Origin of the sequence: Melittangium boletus DSM 14713, assembly GCF_002305855.1 — a bacterium.
GTDB lineage: Bacteria > Myxococcota > Myxococcia > Myxococcales > Myxococcaceae > Cystobacter > Cystobacter boletus.
Map to the genome: position 1 here is coordinate 8,518,818 of NZ_CP022163.1, position 21,009 is coordinate 8,539,826.

General features: G+C 69.6%; 19 protein-coding genes. 9 read left to right on the top strand and 10 right to left on the bottom strand.

Features of this window, described 5'->3' with window-relative positions; genetic code table 11:
- Positions 1 to 77: 77 nt before the first annotated feature.
- On the bottom strand, positions 78 to 1,598 hold the full coding sequence (locus tag MEBOL_RS35275; RefSeq protein ID WP_095981523.1) for an MFS transporter: 1,521 nt from the start codon (positions 1,596 to 1,598) through the stop codon (positions 78 to 80).
- A gap of 205 nt (positions 1,599 to 1,803) precedes the next feature.
- Between MEBOL_RS35275 and MEBOL_RS35280 the strand changes: the two genes are divergently transcribed.
- The 6 genes from MEBOL_RS35280 (at position 1,804) to MEBOL_RS35305 (ending at position 9,331) form a co-directional block, all read left to right on the top strand.
- Complete coding sequence (locus MEBOL_RS35280; RefSeq protein WP_095983204.1) at positions 1,804 to 2,802, top strand: polyprenyl synthetase family protein; 999 nt, start codon at positions 1,804 to 1,806, stop codon at positions 2,800 to 2,802.
- A complete protein-coding gene (locus tag MEBOL_RS35285) occupies positions 2,799 to 3,377 on the top strand; it encodes a GbsR/MarR family transcriptional regulator (protein WP_095981524.1) in 579 nt (192 codons plus the stop codon). The genes MEBOL_RS35280 and MEBOL_RS35285 overlap by 4 nt, the downstream gene beginning before the upstream one ends.
- A gap of 34 nt (positions 3,378 to 3,411) precedes the next feature.
- A complete protein-coding gene (locus MEBOL_RS35290) occupies positions 3,412 to 3,933 on the top strand; it encodes a gamma-glutamylcyclotransferase (protein WP_095981525.1) in 522 nt (173 codons plus the stop codon).
- A 135-nt stretch (positions 3,934 to 4,068) separates the two neighbouring features.
- Positions 4,069 to 6,234 (top strand): malate synthase G, encoded by a 2,166-nt coding sequence (locus MEBOL_RS35295; RefSeq protein WP_095981526.1) that lies wholly within the window; start codon positions 4,069 to 4,071, stop codon positions 6,232 to 6,234.
- An 18-nt stretch (positions 6,235 to 6,252) separates the two neighbouring features.
- Positions 6,253 to 8,553, top strand: a complete 2,301-nt coding sequence (locus tag MEBOL_RS35300; RefSeq protein ID WP_281256612.1) for an NADP-dependent malic enzyme — start codon at positions 6,253 to 6,255, stop codon at positions 8,551 to 8,553.
- Between the two features lie 82 nt (positions 8,554 to 8,635).
- On the top strand, positions 8,636 to 9,331 hold the full coding sequence (locus MEBOL_RS35305) for a fumarylacetoacetate hydrolase family protein (protein ID WP_095981527.1): 696 nt from the start codon (positions 8,636 to 8,638) through the stop codon (positions 9,329 to 9,331).
- A 3-nt stretch (positions 9,332 to 9,334) separates the two neighbouring features.
- Here MEBOL_RS35305 and MEBOL_RS35310 read toward each other — a convergent pair whose 3' ends face one another.
- The 5 genes from MEBOL_RS35310 to MEBOL_RS35330 form a co-directional block, all read right to left on the bottom strand.
- Complete coding sequence (locus tag MEBOL_RS35310) at positions 9,335 to 10,156, bottom strand: class I SAM-dependent methyltransferase (protein WP_157823852.1); 822 nt, start codon at positions 10,154 to 10,156, stop codon at positions 9,335 to 9,337.
- A gap of 156 nt (positions 10,157 to 10,312) precedes the next feature.
- Positions 10,313 to 11,737: an FAD-binding protein gene (locus MEBOL_RS35315; RefSeq protein WP_095981529.1), complete on the bottom strand. Its 1,425-nt coding sequence runs from the start codon at positions 11,735 to 11,737 to the stop codon at positions 10,313 to 10,315.
- Positions 11,738 to 11,764: 27 nt separating this feature from the next.
- Entirely contained in the window at positions 11,765 to 12,589 is an 825-nt protein-coding gene (locus MEBOL_RS35320) for a class I SAM-dependent methyltransferase (RefSeq protein WP_157823853.1), read from the bottom strand.
- Positions 12,582 to 13,742: a tryptophan dimethylallyltransferase family protein gene (locus MEBOL_RS35325; protein ID WP_095981531.1), complete on the bottom strand. Its 1,161-nt coding sequence runs from the start codon at positions 13,740 to 13,742 to the stop codon at positions 12,582 to 12,584. The genes MEBOL_RS35320 and MEBOL_RS35325 overlap by 8 nt, the downstream gene beginning before the upstream one ends.
- Before the next feature lie 26 nt (positions 13,743 to 13,768).
- Positions 13,769 to 14,935: an acyl-CoA dehydrogenase family protein gene (locus MEBOL_RS35330; RefSeq protein WP_179956347.1), complete on the bottom strand. Its 1,167-nt coding sequence runs from the start codon at positions 14,933 to 14,935 to the stop codon at positions 13,769 to 13,771.
- Positions 14,936 to 14,969: 34 nt separating this feature from the next.
- On the opposite strand from MEBOL_RS35330, the gene MEBOL_RS35335 reads away from it, so the two are divergent.
- Positions 14,970 to 15,761, top strand: a complete 792-nt coding sequence (locus MEBOL_RS35335) for an alpha/beta fold hydrolase (RefSeq protein WP_095981532.1) — start codon at positions 14,970 to 14,972, stop codon at positions 15,759 to 15,761.
- Here MEBOL_RS35335 and MEBOL_RS35340 read toward each other — a convergent pair whose 3' ends face one another.
- From MEBOL_RS35340 to MEBOL_RS35350, 3 genes are all read right to left on the bottom strand, one after another.
- Entirely contained in the window at positions 15,762 to 16,007 is a 246-nt protein-coding gene (locus MEBOL_RS35340; protein ID WP_095981533.1) for an acyl carrier protein, read from the bottom strand.
- Complete coding sequence (locus tag MEBOL_RS35345) at positions 16,004 to 17,272, bottom strand: extracellular solute-binding protein (RefSeq protein WP_095981534.1); 1,269 nt, start codon at positions 17,270 to 17,272, stop codon at positions 16,004 to 16,006. The genes MEBOL_RS35340 and MEBOL_RS35345 overlap by 4 nt, the downstream gene beginning before the upstream one ends.
- A gap of 129 nt (positions 17,273 to 17,401) precedes the next feature.
- Positions 17,402 to 17,962, bottom strand: coding sequence for an EF-hand domain-containing protein (locus MEBOL_RS35350; RefSeq protein WP_157823854.1), 561 nt, complete (start codon positions 17,960 to 17,962; stop codon positions 17,402 to 17,404).
- A 261-nt stretch (positions 17,963 to 18,223) separates the two neighbouring features.
- On the opposite strand from MEBOL_RS35350, the gene MEBOL_RS35355 reads away from it, so the two are divergent.
- Both MEBOL_RS35355 and MEBOL_RS41610 read left to right on the top strand, forming a co-directional pair.
- Positions 18,224 to 18,859, top strand: a complete 636-nt coding sequence (locus MEBOL_RS35355) for a LysE family translocator (protein ID WP_095981536.1) — start codon at positions 18,224 to 18,226, stop codon at positions 18,857 to 18,859.
- 32 nt (positions 18,860 to 18,891) lie between these two features.
- Positions 18,892 to 19,044 carry a hypothetical protein gene (locus MEBOL_RS41610; RefSeq protein WP_157823855.1) on the top strand — a complete coding sequence of 51 codons (153 nt, stop codon included), beginning with the start codon at positions 18,892 to 18,894 and terminating at the stop codon, positions 19,042 to 19,044.
- Positions 19,045 to 19,049: 5 nt separating this feature from the next.
- Here the strand turns inward: MEBOL_RS41610 and MEBOL_RS35360 are convergent, their stop codons facing one another.
- A complete protein-coding gene (locus MEBOL_RS35360; protein ID WP_342747701.1) occupies positions 19,050 to 20,864 on the bottom strand; it encodes a protein kinase domain-containing protein in 1,815 nt (604 codons plus the stop codon).
- Between the last annotated feature and the right edge of the window lie 145 nt (positions 20,865 to 21,009).

The following is a 21,009-nucleotide window of genomic DNA, read 5'->3' on the forward strand; positions in this document are numbered from 1 at the left end:
CACCTCCTGATAAAGCGGGAAGGCGGGATTTACTCGTTCATGGGGCGCGGAGGCAATGCGCCGCGGAGTCTCCGGGTTCAGCCCTCGGCGCGCACGGGCACGGGCTCCGCCAGGGAAGGCCCCGGGCGGGTCCGCTCCAGCGCCGGAGCGTCCCGCTTGGGGCGGACCAGGGCCACGAGTTCCCCGAGGGAGCCCACGGTGCGCGCTCCTGGCTCGATGATGCGCAGGGCGAGGAAGGCCGCCGCCATGCGCGCCAGGCCCGAAAGAAGGAAGAGCACCTGCAGGTTGGCCCACAGGTGGCCCCCGAGGGTGAACTCCGTGGGCAGCAGGCTGGCGAGTCCGCCGCCCAGCGACGAGGCCAGCGCATAGGAGAGGCCACCCGCCGTGGAGAACGCCGCCAGGTAGAAGGGCCGGCCCTTGCGCGGCGCCACCGCGAGCGGCAGCGCGAAGATGGCCAGGTTGTGTCCTCCCCACAGCACGCCGGCCAGGAGCGCGTCGGCCACCAGCGGCCAGAGGAACGAGGGCGAGGGGAAGAGCCACACGAGCGGCAGGAAGCCGATGCCCAGCGAGCACAACATCACCACGGGCTGGGCCCCGAGCCTGTCGATGAGCTTGCCCCACAGGGGCGCGGACAGCATGCGCACGGCGGCCACCGCCGCGAGCTGCACGGACATCAGCAGGAAGCTCATCTTGAGGTTGTTGAGCATGTAGAACGTGAAGAAGGGCGCGGACAGCCCCACCGCCGCGTTCCACACCATCTGGTACACCAGCACCCGGCGCGCCCGATCGTCCTTGAGCGGCAACAGCGCGACGCGGAAGTCCAGCTTCGCCTTCTCCCGATGCGGCGGAGAGGGATCATGCTGGCGCGCCATCAACAGCGTGCACACCGCGCCCGCGACGCACGCGATCGCCGCGAGCAGCGGCAGCGCCGGGCTCAAGCCCTCCGTGGGACGCAGCCGGTCCATCACCACGCCCGTGGTGAGCGAGGCCACCATGTTGCCCAGCGTGCACAGCGCCGTGCGCCGTCCGAAGAAGCGCCCCCGGATGGACTCGGGCACCAGCTCGCCCATCCACGCCACCCAAGCGTTGTTGCCCACCACGCTCAGCACCGCCGACACCGCCGCCACCGTCACCAGCACCCGCTGCTGGCCCTCGAGCGACAGGGGCAGCCACGGCAACAGCACCAGGGGCCACATCACCTGGCGCGACAGCAGCACCACCGCCAGCGCCACCTTCCGGTGTCCGAGGGTGGACGTCAGCCACGCCGCCGGAAACTGGATGAACTGCGCGAAGAAGGGCAGGGCCGTCATCACCCCCACCAGGAAGGGCCCCAGCTTGAGCGCCAACGCCCAGGCCGTCAGCGCCGTGGCGCCCGCGCACGCGGTGAAGACCTCGGCCACGATGCCCTCGGCGACCGAGGCCTTCAACGAGCCGCGCAGGGTGCGCCGCTCGGCATGACCCGGGGGAGCCGCCGCCGTGGTGCTCGCCGTGGGGGCTCCCAGCAGCGGGGTGGCCGAGCCGGGCCGGAAGATCGGCACGGCGGAGGACAGGCTGGTAAGACTGCGCAAGACGTGGCGGTGCAGCCGGGCGAGAGACACGCTTCTCCCAGGAGAAAGGTCGGTGAATCCCCTCTCTACCTGACGCGCCGCGCCTACTCCATCCGACCTCCAGGGCTCGCCCGCTCCTCGTCCAGGCCCCCCAACTGTTCATCCGCATGAGCCACGGTGCTCCCCCCGGCCAGGAAGCTGGTGCGGTTCACGAGGTCTTGAACTATATGAACGGCCAGTGGAGGAGCGGGGCACCATGGATCTGGCGCTGGAGTTGTCGAGCTTTCTGGGGAACGTGGAGCAGCGGCTGGGCGGCATGCTCGCGGATGGGGACGCGGGCCCGGACGTCCACGGCGACACGTTGATGGAGGCGGCGCGTCATCTGTGTCTGGGGGCGGGTGGCAAGCGGGCGCGGCCCCTGCTGGTGCGCCTGTTCGGCGGCGCGGTGGGCGTGGCGCCCGAGCGGCTCGTGGACGTGGCGGTGGCCGCGGAGATGATCCACTCCTCCAGTCTCCTGCACGACGACGTGGTGGACGCCGGCATGTACCGCCGCGCCCGTCCCACGGTGAACGCCCGCTGGGGCAACATCGTCGCGGTGATGAGCGGGGACCTCATCCTGTCCACCGCCCTCTTGCGCCTGGCGGAGCTGGACGCGCGCCTGGGCCAGAGCGCGCTCTCGGTGGTGGCGGAAATGACGCGCGCGGCCATCGCCGAGGTGGAGGCGCGTGGCAACCTGGATCTCTCCCTGGAGCGCCTGCGCTACATCGCCGAGGGCAAGACGGGCTCGCTCTTCGGCTGGTGCGGCAGCGCCGCCGCCACGCTCGCCGGCCAGCCCGAGGCCGCCCAGCGCTTCGATCTCTTCGGCCGCCGGCTCGGCGTGGCCTTCCAGATCGCCGATGACATCCGGGACGTGCTCGGCACCGATCCGGGCAAGCCCCGGTACGCGGATGTGCTCTCCGGCACGCCGTCCCTGCCCATCCTCCTGGCGGTGGAGCGTGACGGCTCCCTGCGCGCCAAGCTCAAGGACGCCTGGGCCTTCACCACCATCAACCCCGAGCGCACCCGCGCCCTGGGTGACGCCATCGAGGCCTCGGACGCCGTGCCGCGCGCCATCGAGCGGATGAACCAGGAGATTCAAGGCGCCCTGGATGCGCTCGGGCCGTATGCCCACCAGGGCATGGGCACGGAGCTGGTGGACTGGGCCCACAAGCTGTCCGCGGGCATCACCGCCCAGGCTCGGAGCCGTGCGGCGTGAAGGGCTACCTGTGGACGAGCGGTGTGGGCGCCATCCGGGAGGAGGGCGCGGATTCCGGTCCGCTCGAGCCCTGGGAGGCCATCGCCACGGACTCGGTGGGCAATGTGATCGAATTCTGGGGCTTCAAGCGCAACCAGGGCCGGGTCTGGGCCCTGCTGTACCTGCGCGGCGAGCCCCTGACCGCCGCGGAGCTGGAGCGCGAGCTGGTGTTGTCCAAGGGCGGAGTGTCCATGCTCCTGCGCGATCTGGAGCGCTGGGGCGTGGTGCGGCGCGTGCGCTCGCCCCAGGACAACGCCTGGCGGTACGCGGCCGAGACGGACCTCATCCGCATGGTGTCCCACGTGGTGGAGGATCGCGAGGCGGCCTTCATCTCGCGCATCCGCGCGGACCTGTCCGAGGCGCGCCGGCTCGCCCTGGCACAGCCGGCCCTGCCCACCGACCGTCTGGCGCGCCTGGAGAAGATGGCCACGCTCGCCGAGCATGTGGAGCGCGCGCTGCGATTGTTCATCAAGACAGCACGTCTGGACGTGGGTGGCATCCTTGGCACCCTGCGCGAGGAGTCCCACCGTCAGTAACGTCGGTCCCCTTCGAGGGCCGAGGAGTCACCCCATGGATTCGCATTACGATCAGGTGATGAAGGCCCGGAGTCAGGCCGACACCGCCACCTCGAAGCTGTACTTCGCCTATTCCACCATCCTGGACCGGGCGGCCTTCGAGGAGTGGCGCGCGCAACACAGCTACGACTTCTTCGAGCTGCCCGAGGGCCGGCTCGCCGAGGCGCTGGACGTGGACCTCGTCTACGACTTCCCCTCGCGGTGGTGGGGCGGGCGCGTGGCGGGGCTGACGGACGCGCCGGGCAGCCGGGTGTACGGCCGGGTGTTCGACATCGGGGGCAAGGACTGGCCCATCATCCAGCACAAGGAGGGGGCGGTGACGAGCATGTGCGTGGAGCGGGCCGTGCGCGTGCGCGTGGAGGGCCACGAGATGAAGGCCGTCGCGTTCGTGACGTCGCCCCGGCGCGCGTCCATGGAGGGTCCCGTGAGCCAGCGCTTCATCGAGGCGCTGGTGCGCGGCGCCCGGAGCGCGGGCCTTCCCCCCGACTACATCGAGCGCGTGGCCCGGGGGCCCTGAGCGCCCGAAGTCCCTCCCCTCCGTGCAGTGTGGTGTCCCGCACGGGAGCCTTGCTCCTCGTGTCGACAAGCCCGGGACCATCTGCCAAGAGGAAGCACCGCGTCGCGAACGCGGTCACCGAAAGGGGAGGGATTGATGCAGCGCATTCAAGTGGGCGGCTTGCAGGTGGATTCCCGGCTCCATGCCTTCCTGGAACGGGAGGCACTGCCGGGGACGGACGTGGACGCGGCGGCCTTCTGGTCTGGCCTGGACGCGCTCGTACACGCGCTCGCGCCGGTCAACCGGGCCCTGCTCCAGCGGCGTGACGCGCTCCAGAAGGACATCGACGCCTGGCACGCTTCCCATCCCCGGCCGATCGATCCGGAGGCCTATCAGGCCTTCCTGCGGGACATCGGCTACCTGCGGCCGGAGCCCGCCCCCTTCACCGTGGGCACCGCGAACGTGGACGAGGAGATGGCGCGCGTCGCCGGTCCGCAGCTCGTCGTGCCGGTGACGAACGCGCGCTACGCGCTCAACGCCGCCAACGCGCGCTGGGGCAGCCTCTACGACGCGCTCTACGGCACCGATGTCATCCCCGAGGACGGCGGAGCCACGCGCCGCGGCGCCTACAACCCGGTGCGCGGGGAGCGCGTCATCGCCCGGGCCCGGGCCTTCCTCGACAAGGCGGCGCCCCTGAGCCATGGCTCCCACGCGGACGTCACCGTCTATGCGGTGGAGCAGGACGCGCTGGCCGTGACGCTCGCGAATGGCCAGCGCACGGGCCTCGCCACTCCCAGCACGTTCGTGGGCTGGCGGGGTGGGGCGGCGCGCCCCGAGGCCCTGCTGCTGCGCCACAACGGCCTGCACGTGGAGATCGTCCTCGACCGGGAGCACCCCGTCGGCCGCACGGACAAGGCGGGCGTCTCGGACGTGGTGGTGGAGTCCGCCCTCACGGCCATCATGGACGGCGAGGACAGCGTGTCGGCGGTGGACGCCGAGGACAAGGTGCTGCTCTACCGCAACTGGCTCGGCCTGATGAAGGGCACGCTGTCGGCCAGCTTCGACAAGGGCGGCAAGACGCTCGAGCGCCGCATGGCGGCGGATCGCGTCTACAGGAAGCCCGGTGGCGGCGAGCTGACCCTGCACGGCCGCAGCCTGATGCTGGTGCGCAACGTGGGCCTGCACATGTACACGGGCGCGGTGTTGGACCAGGCCGGCGAGGAGATTCCGGAGAACATCCTGGATGCCGTCGTCACCTCGCTCATCGCCGTGCATGACCTGCGAGGGCCGGGCGCGCGGCGCAACAGCCGCACGGGCTCGGTCTACACGGTGCGGCCCAAGATGCACGGCCCCGAGGAGGTCGCCTTCGCGGACGACTTGTTCTCGCGCGTGGAGCGGCTGCTGTCCCTGCCCGCGAATACCTTGAAGATCGGCATCATGGACGAGGAGCGCCGCACGAGCGCCAACCTCGCCGCCTGCATCCACGCCGCGAAGGACCGGGTGGTGTTCATCAACACCGGCTTCCTGGATCGCACGGGGGATGAGATCCACACCTGCATGGAAGCGGGTCCCGTGGTGCGCAAGAACGAGATCAAGTCCACGTCGTGGATCAAGGCCTACGAGGATCGCAACGTGGACGTGGGGCTCGCCTGCGGGCTCCAGGGCCGCGCGCAGATTGGCAAGGGCATGTGGGCCGCCCCCGACAAGATGGCCGACATGCTGGCGCAGAAGGTGGGCCACCCCCAGGCGGGCGCCACCACGGCCTGGGTCCCGTCCCCCACGGCCGCCACGCTCCACGCGCTGCACTACCACGAGGTGGACGTGGCCGCCCGCCAGGACGAGCTCAAGCGCCGCGCCCCCACGGGACTCGGCCCCCTGCTCACGCTCCCCCTCGCGGATGGACGTGGTTGGAGCCCCGAGGAAGTGCAGCGGGAGCTGGACAACAACGCCCAGGGGATTCTGGGCTACGTGGTGCGGTGGATCGACCAGGGCGTGGGGTGCTCCAAGGTGCCGGACATCCACGACGTGGGCCTCATGGAGGACCGCGCCACCCTGCGCATCTCCAGCCAGCACATTTCTAACTGGCTGCGTCATGGCGTGGTGACCGAAGCGCAAGTGATGGAAACGATGAAGCGGATGGCCCAGGTGGTGGATCGCCAGAACGCGGCCGACCCCCTGTACCGGCCCATGGCGCCCGGCTACGACGGACTCGCCTTCAAGGCCGCCCAGGAATTGGTATTCAGGGGCCGCGAGCAGCCCAACGGCTACACCGAGTGGGTGCTGCACGCCCGGCGCCGCGAGGCGAAGGCATCCCGACCGTAGAACAGAGGACGACTCACGATGGCGATGGACGAGGATTTCCGCAAAGCGGCGCTCGACTACCACCGGCTGCCCCGGCCCGGAAAGCTGGCGATCGAGCCGACCAAGCGCATGGCCACCCAGCGCGATCTGGCGCTGGCCTACTCCCCCGGGGTAGCCGCCGCGTGTGAAGCCATCGTCGCGGATCCGGAGGCCGCGCGGGATCTGACCGCCCGCGGCAACCTGGTCGCCGTCATCACCAACGGCACCGCGGTGCTGGGGCTGGGCAACATCGGCCCCCTCGCCGGCAAGCCCGTCATGGAGGGCAAGGCCGTCCTCTTCAAGAAGTTCGCGGGCATCGACGTCTTCGACATCGAGGTGGCCACCACGGAGATCGAGCGCTTCGTCGACGTGGTGTCCGCGCTCGAGCCGACGTTTGGTGGCATCAACCTGGAGGACATCAAGGCCCCGGAGTGCTTCGTCATCGAGCGCGCCCTGCGCCAGAAGATGAACATCCCCGTCTTCCACGATGACCAGCACGGCACCGCCATCGTGTGCGCGGCGGCCATCCGCAACGGGCTGGTGCTCCAGGGCAAGAAGCTGGAGGAGATCAAGCTCGTCACCTCGGGCGCGGGCGCTGCGGCGCTCGCGTGCGTGGATCTGCTCGTGGAGATGGGCCTGCCCGTGGCGAACGTGACGCTCACGGACATCAAGGGCGTGGTCCACGCGGACCGGGGCGACGAGATGGCGCCCAACATGGCCCGCTTCGCGCACAAGACGGACGCGCGCACGCTGCCCGAGGTGCTGGGTGGGGCGGACGTGTTCCTGGGCCTGTCCGCGCCGCGCGTGCTCAAGGCCGAGTGGCTCTCCCTGCTCGCGCCCAAGCCCATCATCCTGGCGCTCGCCAACCCCGAGCCGGAGATCCGCCCCGACGTGGCCATGGCCGCCCGGCCGGACGCGATCGTGGCCACGGGCCGCTCGGACTTCCCCAACCAGGTCAACAACGTCCTGTGCTTCCCCTTCGTGTTCCGCGGCGCGCTGGACGTGGGCGCCACGGAGATCAACGAGCCCATGAAGCGCGCGGCCGCCGAGGCCATCGCCGAGCTGGCGCGCGTGGAGGCCAACGAGGTGGTGGCCCAGGCCTATGGCGGCGCCGCCCATGTCTTCGGGCCCAGGTACATCATCCCCAAGCCCTTCGATCCCCGGCTCATCCTGAAGATCGCCCCGGCGGTGGCCAAGGCGGCCATGGACTCGGGCGTGGCGCGCCGGCCCATCGCGGACTTCGTCGCCTATCAGCGCGAGCTGGAGCTGTTCGTCTACCGCTCGGGCCAGCTCATGCGCCCGGTGTTCGAGGTGGCCCGCCGCACGCCCCAGCGCGTGGTCTACGCCGAGGGCGAGGATGACCGCGTGCTGCGCGCCGTGCAGAGCGTGGTGGACGAGAAGATCGCCCAGCCGGTGCTCATCGGCCGGCGCGCGTTCATCACCGAGCGCGTCAAGGAGCTGGGTCTGCGGCTGGAGGTGGGCGGCAACGTGCGCGTGGTGGATCCCAACGAGGACACCGAGCTGATGAACCAGCTCATCAAGCGCTACCAGTTGCTGGTGGATCGCCGGGGCGTGCCGCTCGAGGCCGCCGAGCGCCGGGTGGTGCGCCGGCCCACCATCACCGCGGCGATGATGCTCGAGGCGGGCGAGGTGGACGCGGCCCTGGTGGGCAGCCGGGATGACTGGAGCCGCCACATGACGCACGTGATGCCCATCATCGCCAAGCGTCCGGACGTGAGCCGCATCTACGCGCTCTCCAGCCTCATCCTGCAGAACGGCGCCCTGTTCTTCTGCGACACCCACGTCAACATCGACCCCACCGCCGAGCAGGTCGCCGAGATGACGCTCCTGGCCGCGGACGCCGTGCGCCGCTTCGGCCTCACGCCCAAGGCCGCGCTCCTGTCGCACTCGAGCTTCGGCGCGAGCCGCTCTCCGTCCGCGCGCAAGATGCGTCAGGCCCTCAAGCTCATCCGCCAGCAGGCCCCGGATCTGGAAGTGGACGGCGAGATGCACGCCGACACGGCGCTCAGCGAGACGCTGCGCCACCGGCTCGTGTCCCACAGCCCGCTCACGGGCTCGGCCAACCTGCTCGTCATGCCCACGCTGGACGCGGCCAACATCGCCATGACGCTCCTGTCCGCCGCCACGGAGGCCCTGCTCGTGGGCCCGCTCCTGCTCGGCATCTCCAAGCCCCTGCAGGTGCTCGTGCCCCGCGTCACCGCGCGGGGCATCGTCAACATGACGGCCCTGGCCGTGGCCCACGCCAACGTCAACGCCCAGGCACAGGCTCCCGCGCCGTGACGTCGCCTCCCACCCGGGCGGGCAACCCCCGGGTGGGCATTTCCGTTTCACGGCGGCTCCTCGAAGCGCTAAGCCTTGGGGCATGACCTCCGCCTCCGAGTTCGTCTTCGCCCCGTCTCCTCGTCCGAGCCTGCCCATCGAGGGCACCTCGGTCCGCTTCCCCGTCCGCCGCATCTACTGCGTGGGGCAGAACTACGGCGCCCACGCGCGGGAGATGGGCTCGGATCCCAACCGCACGCCCCCCTTCTTCTTCTCCAAGCCGGGCGACGCCGTGCGGGTGCCGGGCGAGCCCGTGCCCTATCCGTCCTCCACCGCCCAGCTCGACTACGAGATCGAATTGGTGGTGGCGCTCCACCAGGGCGGGGAGAACGTCACGCCCGAGCAGGCCCTGTCGCTCGTGTATGGCTACGCGGCGGGCGTGGACCTCACCCGGCGTGACCTCCAGGCCGAGGCCAAGAAGGGCGGGCGGCCGTGGGATGCCGCCAAGGGCTTCGACGCCTCCGCTCCCATCGGCGTGTTGCGCCGCGCCGCGGGCCTGGCCGTGCCCCAGGGCCGCATCCACCTGAACGTCAACGGCCAGACGCGTCAGGACGGGCGCGTCTCGGACATGATCTGGAGCGTGGCCGAGGTGATCGCCAAGGCCTCCCAGCTCTGGCGCCTGGAGCCGGGAGACCTCCTCTTCACCGGCACGCCCCACGGCGTGGGTCCGCTCCAGCGGGGCGACCGCGTGGAGGGCGCCATCGAGGGCGTGGGCGAGGTGTCCTTCACCCTGGGTTGACGCTCAGGGGAGGGTCGTCCACGCGCTCACCAGCGAGGGGAGGACCATCACGCCCCCGTAGGCGCCCACCTCGTCGTGGAGCAGCTGCACGAGCGTCGTCACATCGACCTCCTCGGGTCGCGCCACGCCCAGCCGCTTCATCGTGGGCAGCAGGCTCTGGAGGACCTCGCCCAGGAGCATGTAGCCCGGGTAGCCGGGTCCTCCGCCGATGTTCTCCTCGATGCGCAGCGAGGGATCCGGCAGGCCCGCGTCCAGGAAGTGCCGCCGCAACTCGAGCCCCAGCCGGGTGTGGACGCCGACCTTGGCGAGCGTGCGCGTCACCCAGGACATGGCGCGATCGAAGGTGGGGGAGGCGGGAATGGTCCGGGCGCCGCCGAAGTCCAGCTCCTGGAACGCGATGATGCCCCGGGCCCCCAGGTGCGCGGCGAGCCGCCAGATCACCGCCGACACCTCGGGGGTGTTCATCAACGCGAACCGCCCGACGATGGCGTCGAACGGCACGTTGAAGCGCTCCTCGGTGAAATCCCCCTGCAACGCGTGCACGTGCGAGAGCCCCAACTCCATGGCCCGGCAGCGGATGGTCCAGACGCACGACTCGGAGCGGTCCATCGCCACCACGCGGCCCTGCGGTCCAACGATGCGCGCGGCGAGGAGGGAGACATCTCCCTGGCCCGCGCCCACGTCGAGCACCCTCATGCCCGGACGCACGCCCGCCTCGAGCAGGAAACGCTCGGTGAGGGGCTCGAAGAGCCGCGATTGTGCGCTCAGCCGATCAAACCCCCATCCGGAGTACTCCCACACGTCCTCGCTGATTTCCTCGTTCATGGCCCGCCGTCCCCCACGCTCGCCCACCATCGCCACCGCTCAAGAGAGTAGAGACTGGGAGCGGTATTTTCCAAGCGGGGCACCCTCGAATCGGGTGGGAGTCATGGCTGGAGGATGATTGCCTTTCCCCCGGGTCTCAGGGGGCATCGTCCTACCTCACGCGAAGATGCCCTGGCCGGGCGTCAGGACACGGCGCGGGTCGAACCGGGCCTTGCGCTGCTCGAACAAGGACCAGTCCGGACCGAAGTATTCCCGCCAGTCCGCCGGCGTGAAGGGGATGGCGGCGATCGTGTACTTCTTGCCTCCGAGCCCGATCGCCCGCGCATGGAGGCGTTGGTTGTCCTCCACCCTGCGCTTCGCGGTCGCGGGAGTGGGGGAGGCCAGGGGCAGGATGTCGAACAGGAAGAGGCGCTGCTCGGTGGGCACCTGGATGAAGGCGCACCCCAGGCGCTCGCGCTTCACCGGGTAGAGCAGCACGAAGGCCTGGGCGATGTCCTCCAGGGGCAGGCGCGCGAGGGCCTCATCGACGAACGCCCGCGTCTGGCTGGCGGGCAGGAACACGTCGAACCAGGGGTGGGGCTGGCTCCAGGCGCCGCTCTTCTCCAACCGCGCGACGGCCGGCGCGAGCTGGTTCATCCAGTCGAAATACGGCTCGTCGGCGATGATCGGCGCCACGGAGGCATCGGGGTTCAATCCCCTCAACAACTCCCGGTCATCCGGGGACTGGGGCGGCGTGAAGTCCTTGGACGCGATGAGCAGATAGCTCAACGTGCCCCCAGGCCCCGGGACGACCTTGCCCTTGAGCGAGTCGAAGCGCTCGTCTTCCGCCGCGAGCCCCAGGGCCTCGATCCACCGCTGGGAGTCCGAATAGGTGAGCTGGTAGGTGCGCGAGGTCGTCGGCGCGGCGTGAAGGCGAAGGGTGGCGCGCGTGATGAGGGCGAACTGCCCGAGCCCCCCGAGCACGGAATGGAACAGCTCCGGGTGCTCGGTGGCGGAGCACTCGATGCGCTCTCCCTGTCCCGTCACCACCTCCAGGGCGAGCACGTTGTCCGCCTGGAAACCGTAGCGGTGCGTCGCCCCTCCGACGCCGCCGACGCAGAGCGTGCCGCCCACGGAGAGCTCCAGGAAGCCCGTGAGCACCGGGGGCGTGAGCCCGTGCGCGAGCGAGGCCCCGAGCAGCTCGCTCCAGCGCACCCCCGCGTCGACCACGGCGCCCTGGGTGGCGGAAATGGCGTGGATCCGGTGGAGCGAACGCGAGTCGATGACCACGCCGCCTTCCACCTGGGCCTGGCCGAAGGCCGAATGCGCCTGGCCGCGCATGGACACCTGGAGGCCGTGCGCGTTGGCGAAGCGCACGAGCTTCACGATGTCCTCGGCCGACGCGGGCCGGAGCACCGCCGCTGGCGTGCGATGCACGATGTGCCCGAAGTCCTCGGCCATCTCGCGCCGGGAGGGCGCGTCCAGGACGAAGTCCCCCTCGAAGGAGGGAACGGGCACGGCCGTCGCAGGAGCGTCCTCGGTGGACACGTACCAGGTGCGGGTGTGCGGCTCGAACGCGGGGAGACGAGGGGAGTGCGGCATGAACGCTCCGTCGGGCGGGCCCGGTGCTCAGGGTGGGGTGGTGGCCCAGGCCCCCATCAGGGATGGAAGCACGATCACCCCCCCGCGCGCGCCCACCTCCGCGTGCATGCGCTGGGAGAGCGTCGCGGCCTCCACCTCTCTCTCGCTGGCCACCCCCAGCCTCTCCATCGTGGGCAGCATGCTCTGGAGCACCTCGGCGATGAGGGGATAGCCCAGGTAGTCGGAATCGCCGCCCGTGCTCGCCTCGAGCCGAAGGGACGGGGAGGGCAGGCCCGCGTCCAGGAAGTACCGCCGCAACTCGAGCCCCAGCCGGGTATGGCCTCCCACCCGGGTGAGCGTGTCCGTCATCCAGGTCATGGCGCGAGTGAAGGTGGGGGACTCTGGCAGTGCGCGGGCTCCCTCGAAGTCGAACTCCTGGAAGGCCAGCAGCCCCCCGGGCCGCAGGTGCGTCGCGAGGTGCCGGAGCACACCCGTGACATCCGGGTTGTACATCAGGACGAACCGGCCAATGACCGCGTCGAACGGCGTGTCGAAGCGCGTCTGGCCCAGGTCTCCTTGGACCGCGTGCACGTGGCTCAGTCCGCGCGCCGCGGCCCAGCGCTCGATCGTGGAGACCGCGGCCTCGGACTGGTCGAGCGCGACCACGGAGCCCTCGGCACCCACGAGGCGCGCGGCGAGCACGGAGACGTGGCCATGGCCCGCGCCCACGTCGAGCACCCTCATGCCGGGCCGCAGCCCCGCTTCGCGCAGGAATCGCTCGGTGAAGGGCTCGAAGAGACGGGCTTGCACGTTCAGCCGTTCGAACTCCCGCTCGGAGTGGCCCAGCACATAGTCGTGGCGCGTCTCAGCCATGGACATCCTCCTGCGTCGCGCGAGGTGGGAAATGCCAGGAGCGGAGGGTGTCCCAGTCCCGGGTCAACAAGCCAAAGCGCTCGGCGAACAAGCGGCTGGTGAAATACGGCGTGATCACGGGGCGGCCCCGCGCTCGCTGGAAGCTGATGTAGCTGTTGGCCAGCGGGGAGAACACCGAGAGGCATCGCTCATAGTCCTCCGTGGGCAGTCCATGCTCGCGCAACAGGCTCCGCGTCCGCTCGGGTGCCAGCGCGCCCTCGGGCGAGCCCAGGGCATGGGGAAACTGGAGCGCGACGGAGTCGATGTCCCCCGCCTTGCCGGGCACGATCCGATAGGACGTCATCACCTGGCGGCTCGCGTGGAACGTGGTTTTCGGGGGCTCGCCCGCCGACGCCTCGTCGCCCCGCAGGATGCGCAGGAAGGTGGCCGCGTCGCCGGGAATGGAGTCGGGAGACAGGCTCGCGGCCCGCTCGTACTCCTCCGCCGAGAGGGGCGCGGGGTGGTTGACGTAGACCTTGACCCGGGCCTCCTCGCCCGCCTGCAGGTCCAAGCCGACAAAGGCAATCACGTCCCGGGGCCGCAAGAGCGCCTGGATGCGCTCCCAGGCGCGGGTACAGCCCAATCGCTCCAGCATCCGCGCGCAGGACGCGGACGCCTGGTTGATGCCGCGTGCTCCGGCCCACAGGTAGATCTTGAAGGACGGCGGCCCCTCGGCACCGAACATGACCGCGTGCCACATCACCATGGGCAGGGCGCGATGCTGGGGGCTGAACAGATCCTCGAGTTGGCGCAGCCGCTCCAGGTGAGCGCCGAACCGCGCTTCCAGGCGTTGATTGAGGCGTTGCGCGGCCTCCCAATAGCTGGCGGGCGAGGCGGGATCCGCCTGGGCCTCCACGCAGAAGCGCACTTCCACCGGCCTGGGCGCGAGCACGACGGAGGACTCGATGGGACTGCAGTCATCCGTCAGGCTGCTCCACCGGGGACGTTGCTCCTCGCCACGGGAGGACCAGGAGGCACACATCTCCTGGAGGACTTCGTCGACCTCCCGGGCTCGTGTGGAGAATCCGGCCGCCCCACACAGCGCCCGGGCTTGAGCGCCAATCCGCTCACCGAGGGACGAGGAGGAGGAAGAAGAGGAGGAGAGAACCCGCATGTCGACGACCCTTCCGCGTGGTGCTCCTAGAGACCGAGTCCCCTCGCGATGAGGTTCTTCTGGATCTCGGAGGTGCCGGAATACAGGGTACTGCCGACGGCATCCCGCAGGTCCCGCTCGACCTGCTGCTCTGTCATGTAGCCATAACCCCCGAACACCTGGATCGCGTCGAGGCAGGACTGGACGTAGGACTCGGACACGTGGAGCTTGGCCAGCGAGGCCTCGAGCGCCGCGGGCAGCCCGCGATCCTTCAACCAGCCCACGCGGTAGACGAGCGGCCGGCACGTGTCGAGGCGGACCTTCATGCCGACGATGAGGTTGGCCACGGACTGGAACTTGCCGATGGCCTGGCCGAATTGCTTGCGCTGGCGCGCATGGTCGATGCAGCGCTCGAGCTGCCGCTGCAAGGCGCCCAGGCAGTTGGCCAGGATGCATCCGCGCTCCCACTCCATCGCGTGGCCGAAGACCTCCAGGCCGCGGCCCTCGCGGCCCAATCTGTTGCCCACGGGAATCCGGCAGTCCTCGAGGCTCAGCTCGGCCATGGGGGATGTTTTCAGCCCCATCTTGTCCGTGGGCCGGCCAATCACGAGCCCGGGCGTGTCCTTCTCGACCAGGAAGGCGGTGACGCCCATGGCGCCCATCTCCCGGCCCAGCGTCGCGTAGACGACGAACACGTCCGCCACGGGCGCGTTCGTGATGAACAGCTTCGAGCCGTTCAGCACGTACTCCTCGCCCTGGCGCTCCACGCGTGTGTGCATGGCGGCCACGTCCGAGCCCGCCTCCGCTTCGGTCGTCGCGTTGGCGCCAATCCGGGAGCCGTCCAGCAGTCCTGGCAGGAACCGGCGCCGCTGCGCCTCCGTGCCGAAGCGGGCCAGGGGCAGGACGGTCGTCCACAGGTGGGCGTTGAGGGAGAACAACAGGCCCTGGTCGGACGCCGCGTAACCCAGTCCTTCCATCACCGCGATGACGCTCGACAGGGACAGGCCCAGCCCCCCGTGCTCCGGGGCCACGGGCAGGGTGAACAGCCCGAATCCGGCGCACTGCTTCCAGCCCTCGGCGTCGAAGTGGGCGTGGCGATCCTGGGTGACCATGTCGGTGCGCAGGGCCCGGCGGGCGAACTCCACCGCCTTCTTCCGGAGGTGGGCCTGTTCGTCCGTCAGAAGGGGGTCCACCGTTTCAATCCAGTCCGGCATGCCTCCATGATAGTGAGGGGGCGCGGCCAGGACCATGGAGACCCTTCTTTCAACCGATGGAACTCCGATTGCCTTCACCCGGGAAGGCAGCGGACCTTCACTGGTGCTTGTTCATGGCACCAACAACGATCATTCCGTCTGGACGCCCGTGCTGCCCGCGTTGCGCAAGCGCTTCACGGTGTACGCGATGGATCGCCGGGGGCGGGGGCGCAGTGGCGATGGCGGGGCCTATGCGATCGAGCGCGAGTTCGAGGATGTCGCCACCCTGGTGGACGCGGTGCCGGGTCCGGTCCTGCTCGTCGGTCACTCCTTTGGTGCCTTCTGCTCGCTCGAGGCGGCGCTGCTCGCGCGCAACCTCGGCAAGCTCGTGCTCTATGAGCCGCCCCTCGTCGCGGTGAGTGAGGTCACGTCACCGGAGATCATCGGACGCATCGATGAGCTGGTGCGCACGCAACAGCGGGAGCTGGCGCTGGAGGTGTTCCTCCGGGAGGTCGCCCGGACGCCAGAGTCTCAATTGAAGCTGCTGCGCGCGCTCCCCGCGTGGTCCGCCTGGAGCGCCGTGGCGCATACGCTGCCGCGGGAGATCCGGGCCGTGGAGGGCTATGCCCTGGTGGGTTCGCGCTTCTCCCGGCTGGACATTCCCGTGCTGCTGCTGCTCGGGGGAGACAGTCCGCCGTTCTTCGCCTCGGTGATCGACTCGCTGCGCCAGGCGCTTCCCCGGAGCCGGGTGGCCGTCATGCCCCAGCAGAGACATCTCGCGATGATCACCGCCCCCGCGTTGTTCGTGCGGGAGCTCCTGGCCCACGCGGATTCCACGTGGGAGTAGTTACGAGGCGCGGCGCTGGACGAAGGCCACGAGGCTGGCCACCGTGCCGAAGTTGGTGTCGTTGACTTCCTGGGGGGCCACCTCGAACAGGAACTCGGTCTCGATGTAGTTGACGAGGTCCAGGGTGGACATGGAGTTCAAGACGCCGTAGCCCAGCAGCGGCGTGTCATCGGTCAGATTCTCGGGGGATTCACCCACGAGGTAGTTGGTCAGGATCCGCTGACGGATCTTCTCTCGAGCGCTCATGGGGATTCTCCTCGGTTTTGGGGGACGGGCTTGTCCTGGGCGCCTCGTCGCAGCGCCGTCACTTCTTTCTGGACGATGCGCTGGGCGTCATCCAGCGCGGCCTTGGGCGTGGCGAGCCGGTGCGCCACGGCGTTCATGGCCGAGGTCGCGGGACCCCAGACCATGGTCATCTCCGGCAGGTTGGGCATGGGCACGGACGTCCTGGCCTGCTCGCGGATGGCGGACAACACGGGATCCTGGGCCACGGCGGGGTCCTCGTACACCTGGGCGAGCGCGGGGTTCTGCCGGCCCTGGAGCGCCATGACGCGGGCGCCCTCGGGCCCGGTGAGGTAGCGCAGGAAGGCGTAGGCGGCGTCCTTGTTCGCCGAGTGCGAGGAGATGGCCACGCCCTCCACGGTGAGCCAGGGCCGCATGGGCTTGCCGCCCGCCTCGTCCACGGTGGGCAGCGGCGCGAGCCCGTAGTCGACTCCCTGGGCGATCTCCCCGATGAACCAGGGGCCGGAGAAGACGATGGCCGCCTTGCCCTCGTTGAAGAGCGACGTGACGAGCGCGGTGGAGGGCTCGGCGGGCAGCATGCCCTTCTCGGCCGTCCACTTGAGGAGGAAGTCGAGCGACTTGACGTTCTCCGGCGCGTCCAGGCGCACCTTGGGTCCCGGGTCGAACACGCGTCCACCAAAGGCCTGCATCAAGGCCGCATGATAATAGAAGTCCGTGTATGGATAGGCGAGGCACACGCCGCCCTTGCCCGCGGGGCTGGTGTGCAAGGCCTTGCAGGCGGTGCGCAGCTCCCCGGTGGTGCGTGGGGGTTTGGACAGGAGCTTCTTGTTGTAGAGCAGGGTGATGGACTTGAAGTTCAGGGGCAGGGCATAGACGGTGCCCCGGTAGGTCATCGCCTCCAGGGTGCCGGGCACGTAACGCTCGCGGATGGAGGGCTCCAGGAAGAAGTCGAGCGGTTCGAGCAGACCGCCACCCTCCACCCAACCGCCGAGCCGGTCCTGCGGGAAGACGAAGACATCCGGCCCCACGCCGCGAGACAGGGTGGCGGAGATCTTGTCGGTGAAGGCATCCGAGGGGATGGCCAGCAGCTTCACGCGCACGCCGGCCCCACCCTGGGCGGCGTTGAACGCGGCGGTGACCTTCTCCAGGGCGGTGCGCTCGGAGGCCCGGTAGCCATGCCACACCACCACCTCGGCGGCGTGGGCGCTCGAGGCCCAGCGGAACAAACACAGCAGGAGCAGCAGGGAAACGGATGGACGGCGATTCATGCGCGGGCGCTCCTTGGGGCGGGAGGCCCCACCATCGCACGAGTTGCCTGTGCGGATGCCAGTCGGGGAGGTGTTGGGAGGCGCGGCGAAACTCCGGGGAGAAGGTGATTCTCCCCGGAGTGAAGGAGACTACGCCCTGGCGGGCTGGACGCCCATCAGCAGCATGCTGCCCGCGCAGTTGGGGTCGGTGCTGTAGAACATTTCCTTGACCAGGGCGTCCCACTCGGTCCGGCTCAGCTTGCTCGGATCGCTGCGGGCGTGCTTGCTGAACGCCTTCTTGACGTCCCCGTTGGTGATCCCGTAGGCCTTACAAAGGCCCTCGAACTCGTCGGACGAGATGGTGCCGCTGCCATTGTGATCGGCGCACGTGAAGAGGATGTTCGAGATGGAGCTCACGACCTGAGAGGCATTGGCCTTGGGATCCTTCTGGAGTTGAGCGAAGTAGTCGACGAACTCCTTCTGGGTGACCCGTCCATCACGGTCCTTGTCCAGGGTGCTCATCGACTGCCAGAAGCTCTGGAAGCTCGCCTTGAGCTTCTCGCACTTCTTCGCGTCCTGGGCGCAGCGCTCCTCCTTGGCGACACGATCCGCCATGGCATCGAGGTCGGCCTTGTCGATGTAGCCGCTGCCATCGACATCGAAGGACCGGAAGAGGTGCTGGATCTTCTGCTCGTGAATGCTGGGCTGCATGGTTTCCCCCTTGATCGTCATGCGTTCTGTCGAACGGGGGAGAACTTCTCTCGGAACTCAGTGCCCAACGCTGAATCGCTCTTCCCCCCCGGTCGAGCAGGGCCTGAATACACCAGATTCCAAGCGTGAAACATGAAAAAGCACGCGCCTTTCATGCTTGTTTTGAAAACGGACAGAACAGACATCGGCTGACTCCAGACACAGGCGCTACCGCCTCCAAGGTCGATGGGGTAGGCTCGCTCCTTCCCGGAGGCGCATGAGATGACGATCACCCAGTCCCTGCTGACGTTCCTGCTCGCCGCGGGCGTGCTGACGATCACCCCTGGCGTCGATACGGTGATGGTGCTTCGCACCTCGACCCTCGAGGGTCCCCGGCACGCGGCGTTCGCGGCCTTGGGGATTGGTCTCGGATGCCTCCTCTGGGGCGCGGCGGTGGCGCTCGGGCTCGGCGCCCTGTTGGCCGCCTCGGAGCTCGCCTTCACCCTGCTCAAGTGGGCCGGTGCCGCCTACCTCGTCTGGCTGGGCGTGGGGTTGATCCGCGCGCCCCGCTCCTCCCTCGCGCTGCCGGGCGCGGACGGCACGGCCACCGCCCGGAGGGGAGGGATGGACTGGCTGCGAAAGGGGTTGTTCACCAACCTCCTGAACCCGAAGGTCGGCGTGTTCTACATCACGCTCCTGCCGCAGTTCGTGCCCGGTGGCGTTCCCGTCGCGGGCTACACCTTCCTCCTGGCCGTCATCCACGTGGGGCTGGGTCTGCTCTGGGGGTTGTTGTTGATCGGCGCGTCGGTGCCGCTCAGCCGGACGCTCAGCCGCCCCTCGGTCATCAAGGCCATGGATCGGATGACCGGGTTCATGTTCATCGCGTTCGGGGCCCGGCTCGCGTTGGCGCGGCGCTGACACTATACGTCCCGGGGACTTGGACGAGAGCCGTGCGCTACGCGACACCCTGGAGCGGACCCAGGTCGAGCTGCGTCAGTCGAAGGACGCCCTGGCCCCGCTCCATTCCCTTGCTGGACCCGGCTCGCGGCCACGAGACGATCGGCGAGCTGCTCTGGCAGGCGGTGCTGGACAGGGTGATGTAGAGCGCTCACTCCCCGACGATGTCGGCGGTGAACACCAGGCGCTGCTCGCCAGTGAGCACGAAGTCCCGCTCCCAGACGGCGTCATCCTGGGTGACGCGCAGGCTGTGCTCGCCCTCGAACATGGTCTGCTCCACCACCGGGGCCTTGCCCAGTTGCCGTCCGTCCAGCGTGACCTGGGCGCCCGTCGGCGCGTGGATGAGCACCGAGCCCATGGTCAGGCGGATGTTGAACGTCACCTTCTCCGTCGTGGCGCGCACGTCGATGAGCCGTGCCGTGCGCAGGCCCTTCGCCTCGTCCGTGAAGGTGAGCATGTGGCGGCCCGGAGACAGCGGCACCTGCAGGGGCGTGTGGCCCATGTTCCGGCCATCGATGGCGATGGCCACATCGGGGTTCACGAGGATCTCCACGGGTGTGGAGGGCACGGTGGCCGCCGGCGCCGCGGCGCCGACCTTCGTGGGCGCGGGCGCGGGCACGCCCGCGTCGATGGGCTCCTCCACGATGAGCACCGGCGCGGCGATGTCCACGGGCGCTCCCGTGTCATCGGTGACCGAGAGCTCGGGCCGGCCGCGGATGCTCCAGATGAGGCCCACCGCGCTCACGAACAGCACGGCGCCCACGGCGCTAATGAGCGCGGAGGGCATGAAGCGCGAGCGCCTGGAGGGAGGTGGCGCGACGGGTGGCATCACGGCCGCGGGCACGAGCGGCCCGGTGACCGGGATGGGCTCGGGGAGGGGCGGCGGGAGCCGGACCTCGATCGCCGCGGCGGTGGGAAGCGGCGTGGGCAGCACGGACGCGGCCTCGAAGCGGGGCACCGGCTCCGGAGCGGGCGGCGGCGCGGCCTCGACGACGGGCGCGGGGGCGGGAGCGGGCGGAGTCGCGGGGCGCGTCAGCTCCGCGATTCCCTTGTCGATCATCGCCCTGCGCGCGCGCCGGGTTTCTCCATCGCGGGGAATCTGCCGGGCGAGGAACTCGGAGAAGGCGGTGGGGGTGGGCAGCTCGCCCACGATGGCCACCAGGGCCTCGCGGAACGCGAGGGCGCTCGGGTAGCGCTCCTTGGCGCGCTTGGCCGTGGCGCGGCGGATGACCTCGTTGAAGGGCAGGGGCACTTCCTCGGGCAGCGGCGGCAGCGGCCGCGAGAGGATGGCCTTGTCCGGATCGATGGAGTCCTGGAAGGGTTTGCGCCCGGACAGGCACTCGTGCAGCAGCAGGCCCAGGAGGAAGACGTCCGTGGGAATGGACGAGGCCTCGCGGCCGCCCATGAGCTGCTCGGGGGCGCTGTACAGGCGGCGGTTGCGCACGCGGCGGCCGTTGCCCTCGCGTGGCGCGACGCTCAGCGCGCCATAGCCGGACACCTTCACCACGCCCTCGAAGGAGACCATGATGGTCTCCGGCCGCAGATCCGCGTGGACGAAGGGCGTGCCATCGTCATTGCCCGCGACGTGGGCGTAGTGCACCCCCATGGCCACGTCCGCGGCGATGAGCGCGGCGAACGGAGGCGGCAGGCGCGGGCTCACGTCCAACACATGACGCAGGGGCTCGCCGTCCGCGTACTCCGTCACCCGTGCGACCTTTCCCTCCAGCGTCACCAGGCCGTGCACCCGCAGGATGTGGGGGTGCTCGAACACGACCGCGCGCTCCGTCTCCTTCTGGAGCCGCGCCAGCATCATCGCGTCCTGGGCCACCTCGGCCGGGGCCCACACCACCACCACTGGAAGGGGTGGCGAGCCCGCCTCGAGGGCCAGGGCAAGGGACGGTCGGGTGCCCTCACCCGGGATGAGAGGACCCAGCAACTGATAGCGAACCTGACTCATGGGCGTCATGTTTTACGGCTCTCCGGTGCGCACCGCCAGGGGACGCCGGTACGAATCAAATGCCTTGGACAGTCGCTTGCATGACAGGCAACCCTGGCGCGGGTTTCCCCGGACCGTTCTCTGGAAGACGCGTAAAAACTCGTTAAACTTCGCT

Coding starts and splice junctions, on each gene's coding strand:
- MEBOL_RS35280 (WP_095983204.1), top strand. CDS start 1,804: ATGGATCTGGCGCTGGAGTTGTCGAGCTTTCTGGGGAACGTGGAGCAG.
- MEBOL_RS35290 (WP_095981525.1), top strand. CDS start 3,412: ATGGATTCGCATTACGATCAGGTGATGAAGGCCCGGAGTCAGGCCGAC.
- MEBOL_RS35295 (WP_095981526.1), top strand. CDS start 4,069: ATGCAGCGCATTCAAGTGGGCGGCTTGCAGGTGGATTCCCGGCTCCAT.
- MEBOL_RS35300 (WP_281256612.1), top strand. CDS start 6,253: ATGGCGATGGACGAGGATTTCCGCAAAGCGGCGCTCGACTACCACCGG.
- MEBOL_RS35305 (WP_095981527.1), top strand. CDS start 8,636: ATGACCTCCGCCTCCGAGTTCGTCTTCGCCCCGTCTCCTCGTCCGAGC.
- MEBOL_RS35310 (WP_157823852.1), bottom strand. CDS start 10,156: ATGAACGAGGAAATCAGCGAGGACGTGTGGGAGTACTCCGGATGGGGG.
- MEBOL_RS35315 (WP_095981529.1), bottom strand. CDS start 11,737: ATGCCGCACTCCCCTCGTCTCCCCGCGTTCGAGCCGCACACCCGCACC.
- MEBOL_RS35320 (WP_157823853.1), bottom strand. CDS start 12,589: ATGGCTGAGACGCGCCACGACTATGTGCTGGGCCACTCCGAGCGGGAG.
- MEBOL_RS35325 (WP_095981531.1), bottom strand. CDS start 13,742: ATGCGGGTTCTCTCCTCCTCTTCTTCCTCCTCCTCGTCCCTCGGTGAG.
- MEBOL_RS35330 (WP_179956347.1), bottom strand. CDS start 14,935: ATGCCGGACTGGATTGAAACGGTGGACCCCCTTCTGACGGACGAACAG.
- MEBOL_RS35335 (WP_095981532.1), top strand. CDS start 14,970: ATGGAGACCCTTCTTTCAACCGATGGAACTCCGATTGCCTTCACCCGG.
- MEBOL_RS35340 (WP_095981533.1), bottom strand. CDS start 16,007: ATGAGCGCTCGAGAGAAGATCCGTCAGCGGATCCTGACCAACTACCTC.
- MEBOL_RS35345 (WP_095981534.1), bottom strand. CDS start 17,272: ATGAATCGCCGTCCATCCGTTTCCCTGCTGCTCCTGCTGTGTTTGTTC.
- MEBOL_RS35350 (WP_157823854.1), bottom strand. CDS start 17,962: ATGCAGCCCAGCATTCACGAGCAGAAGATCCAGCACCTCTTCCGGTCC.
- MEBOL_RS35355 (WP_095981536.1), top strand. CDS start 18,224: ATGACGATCACCCAGTCCCTGCTGACGTTCCTGCTCGCCGCGGGCGTG.
- MEBOL_RS35360 (WP_342747701.1), bottom strand. CDS start 20,864: ATGACGCCCATGAGTCAGGTTCGCTATCAGTTGCTGGGTCCTCTCATC.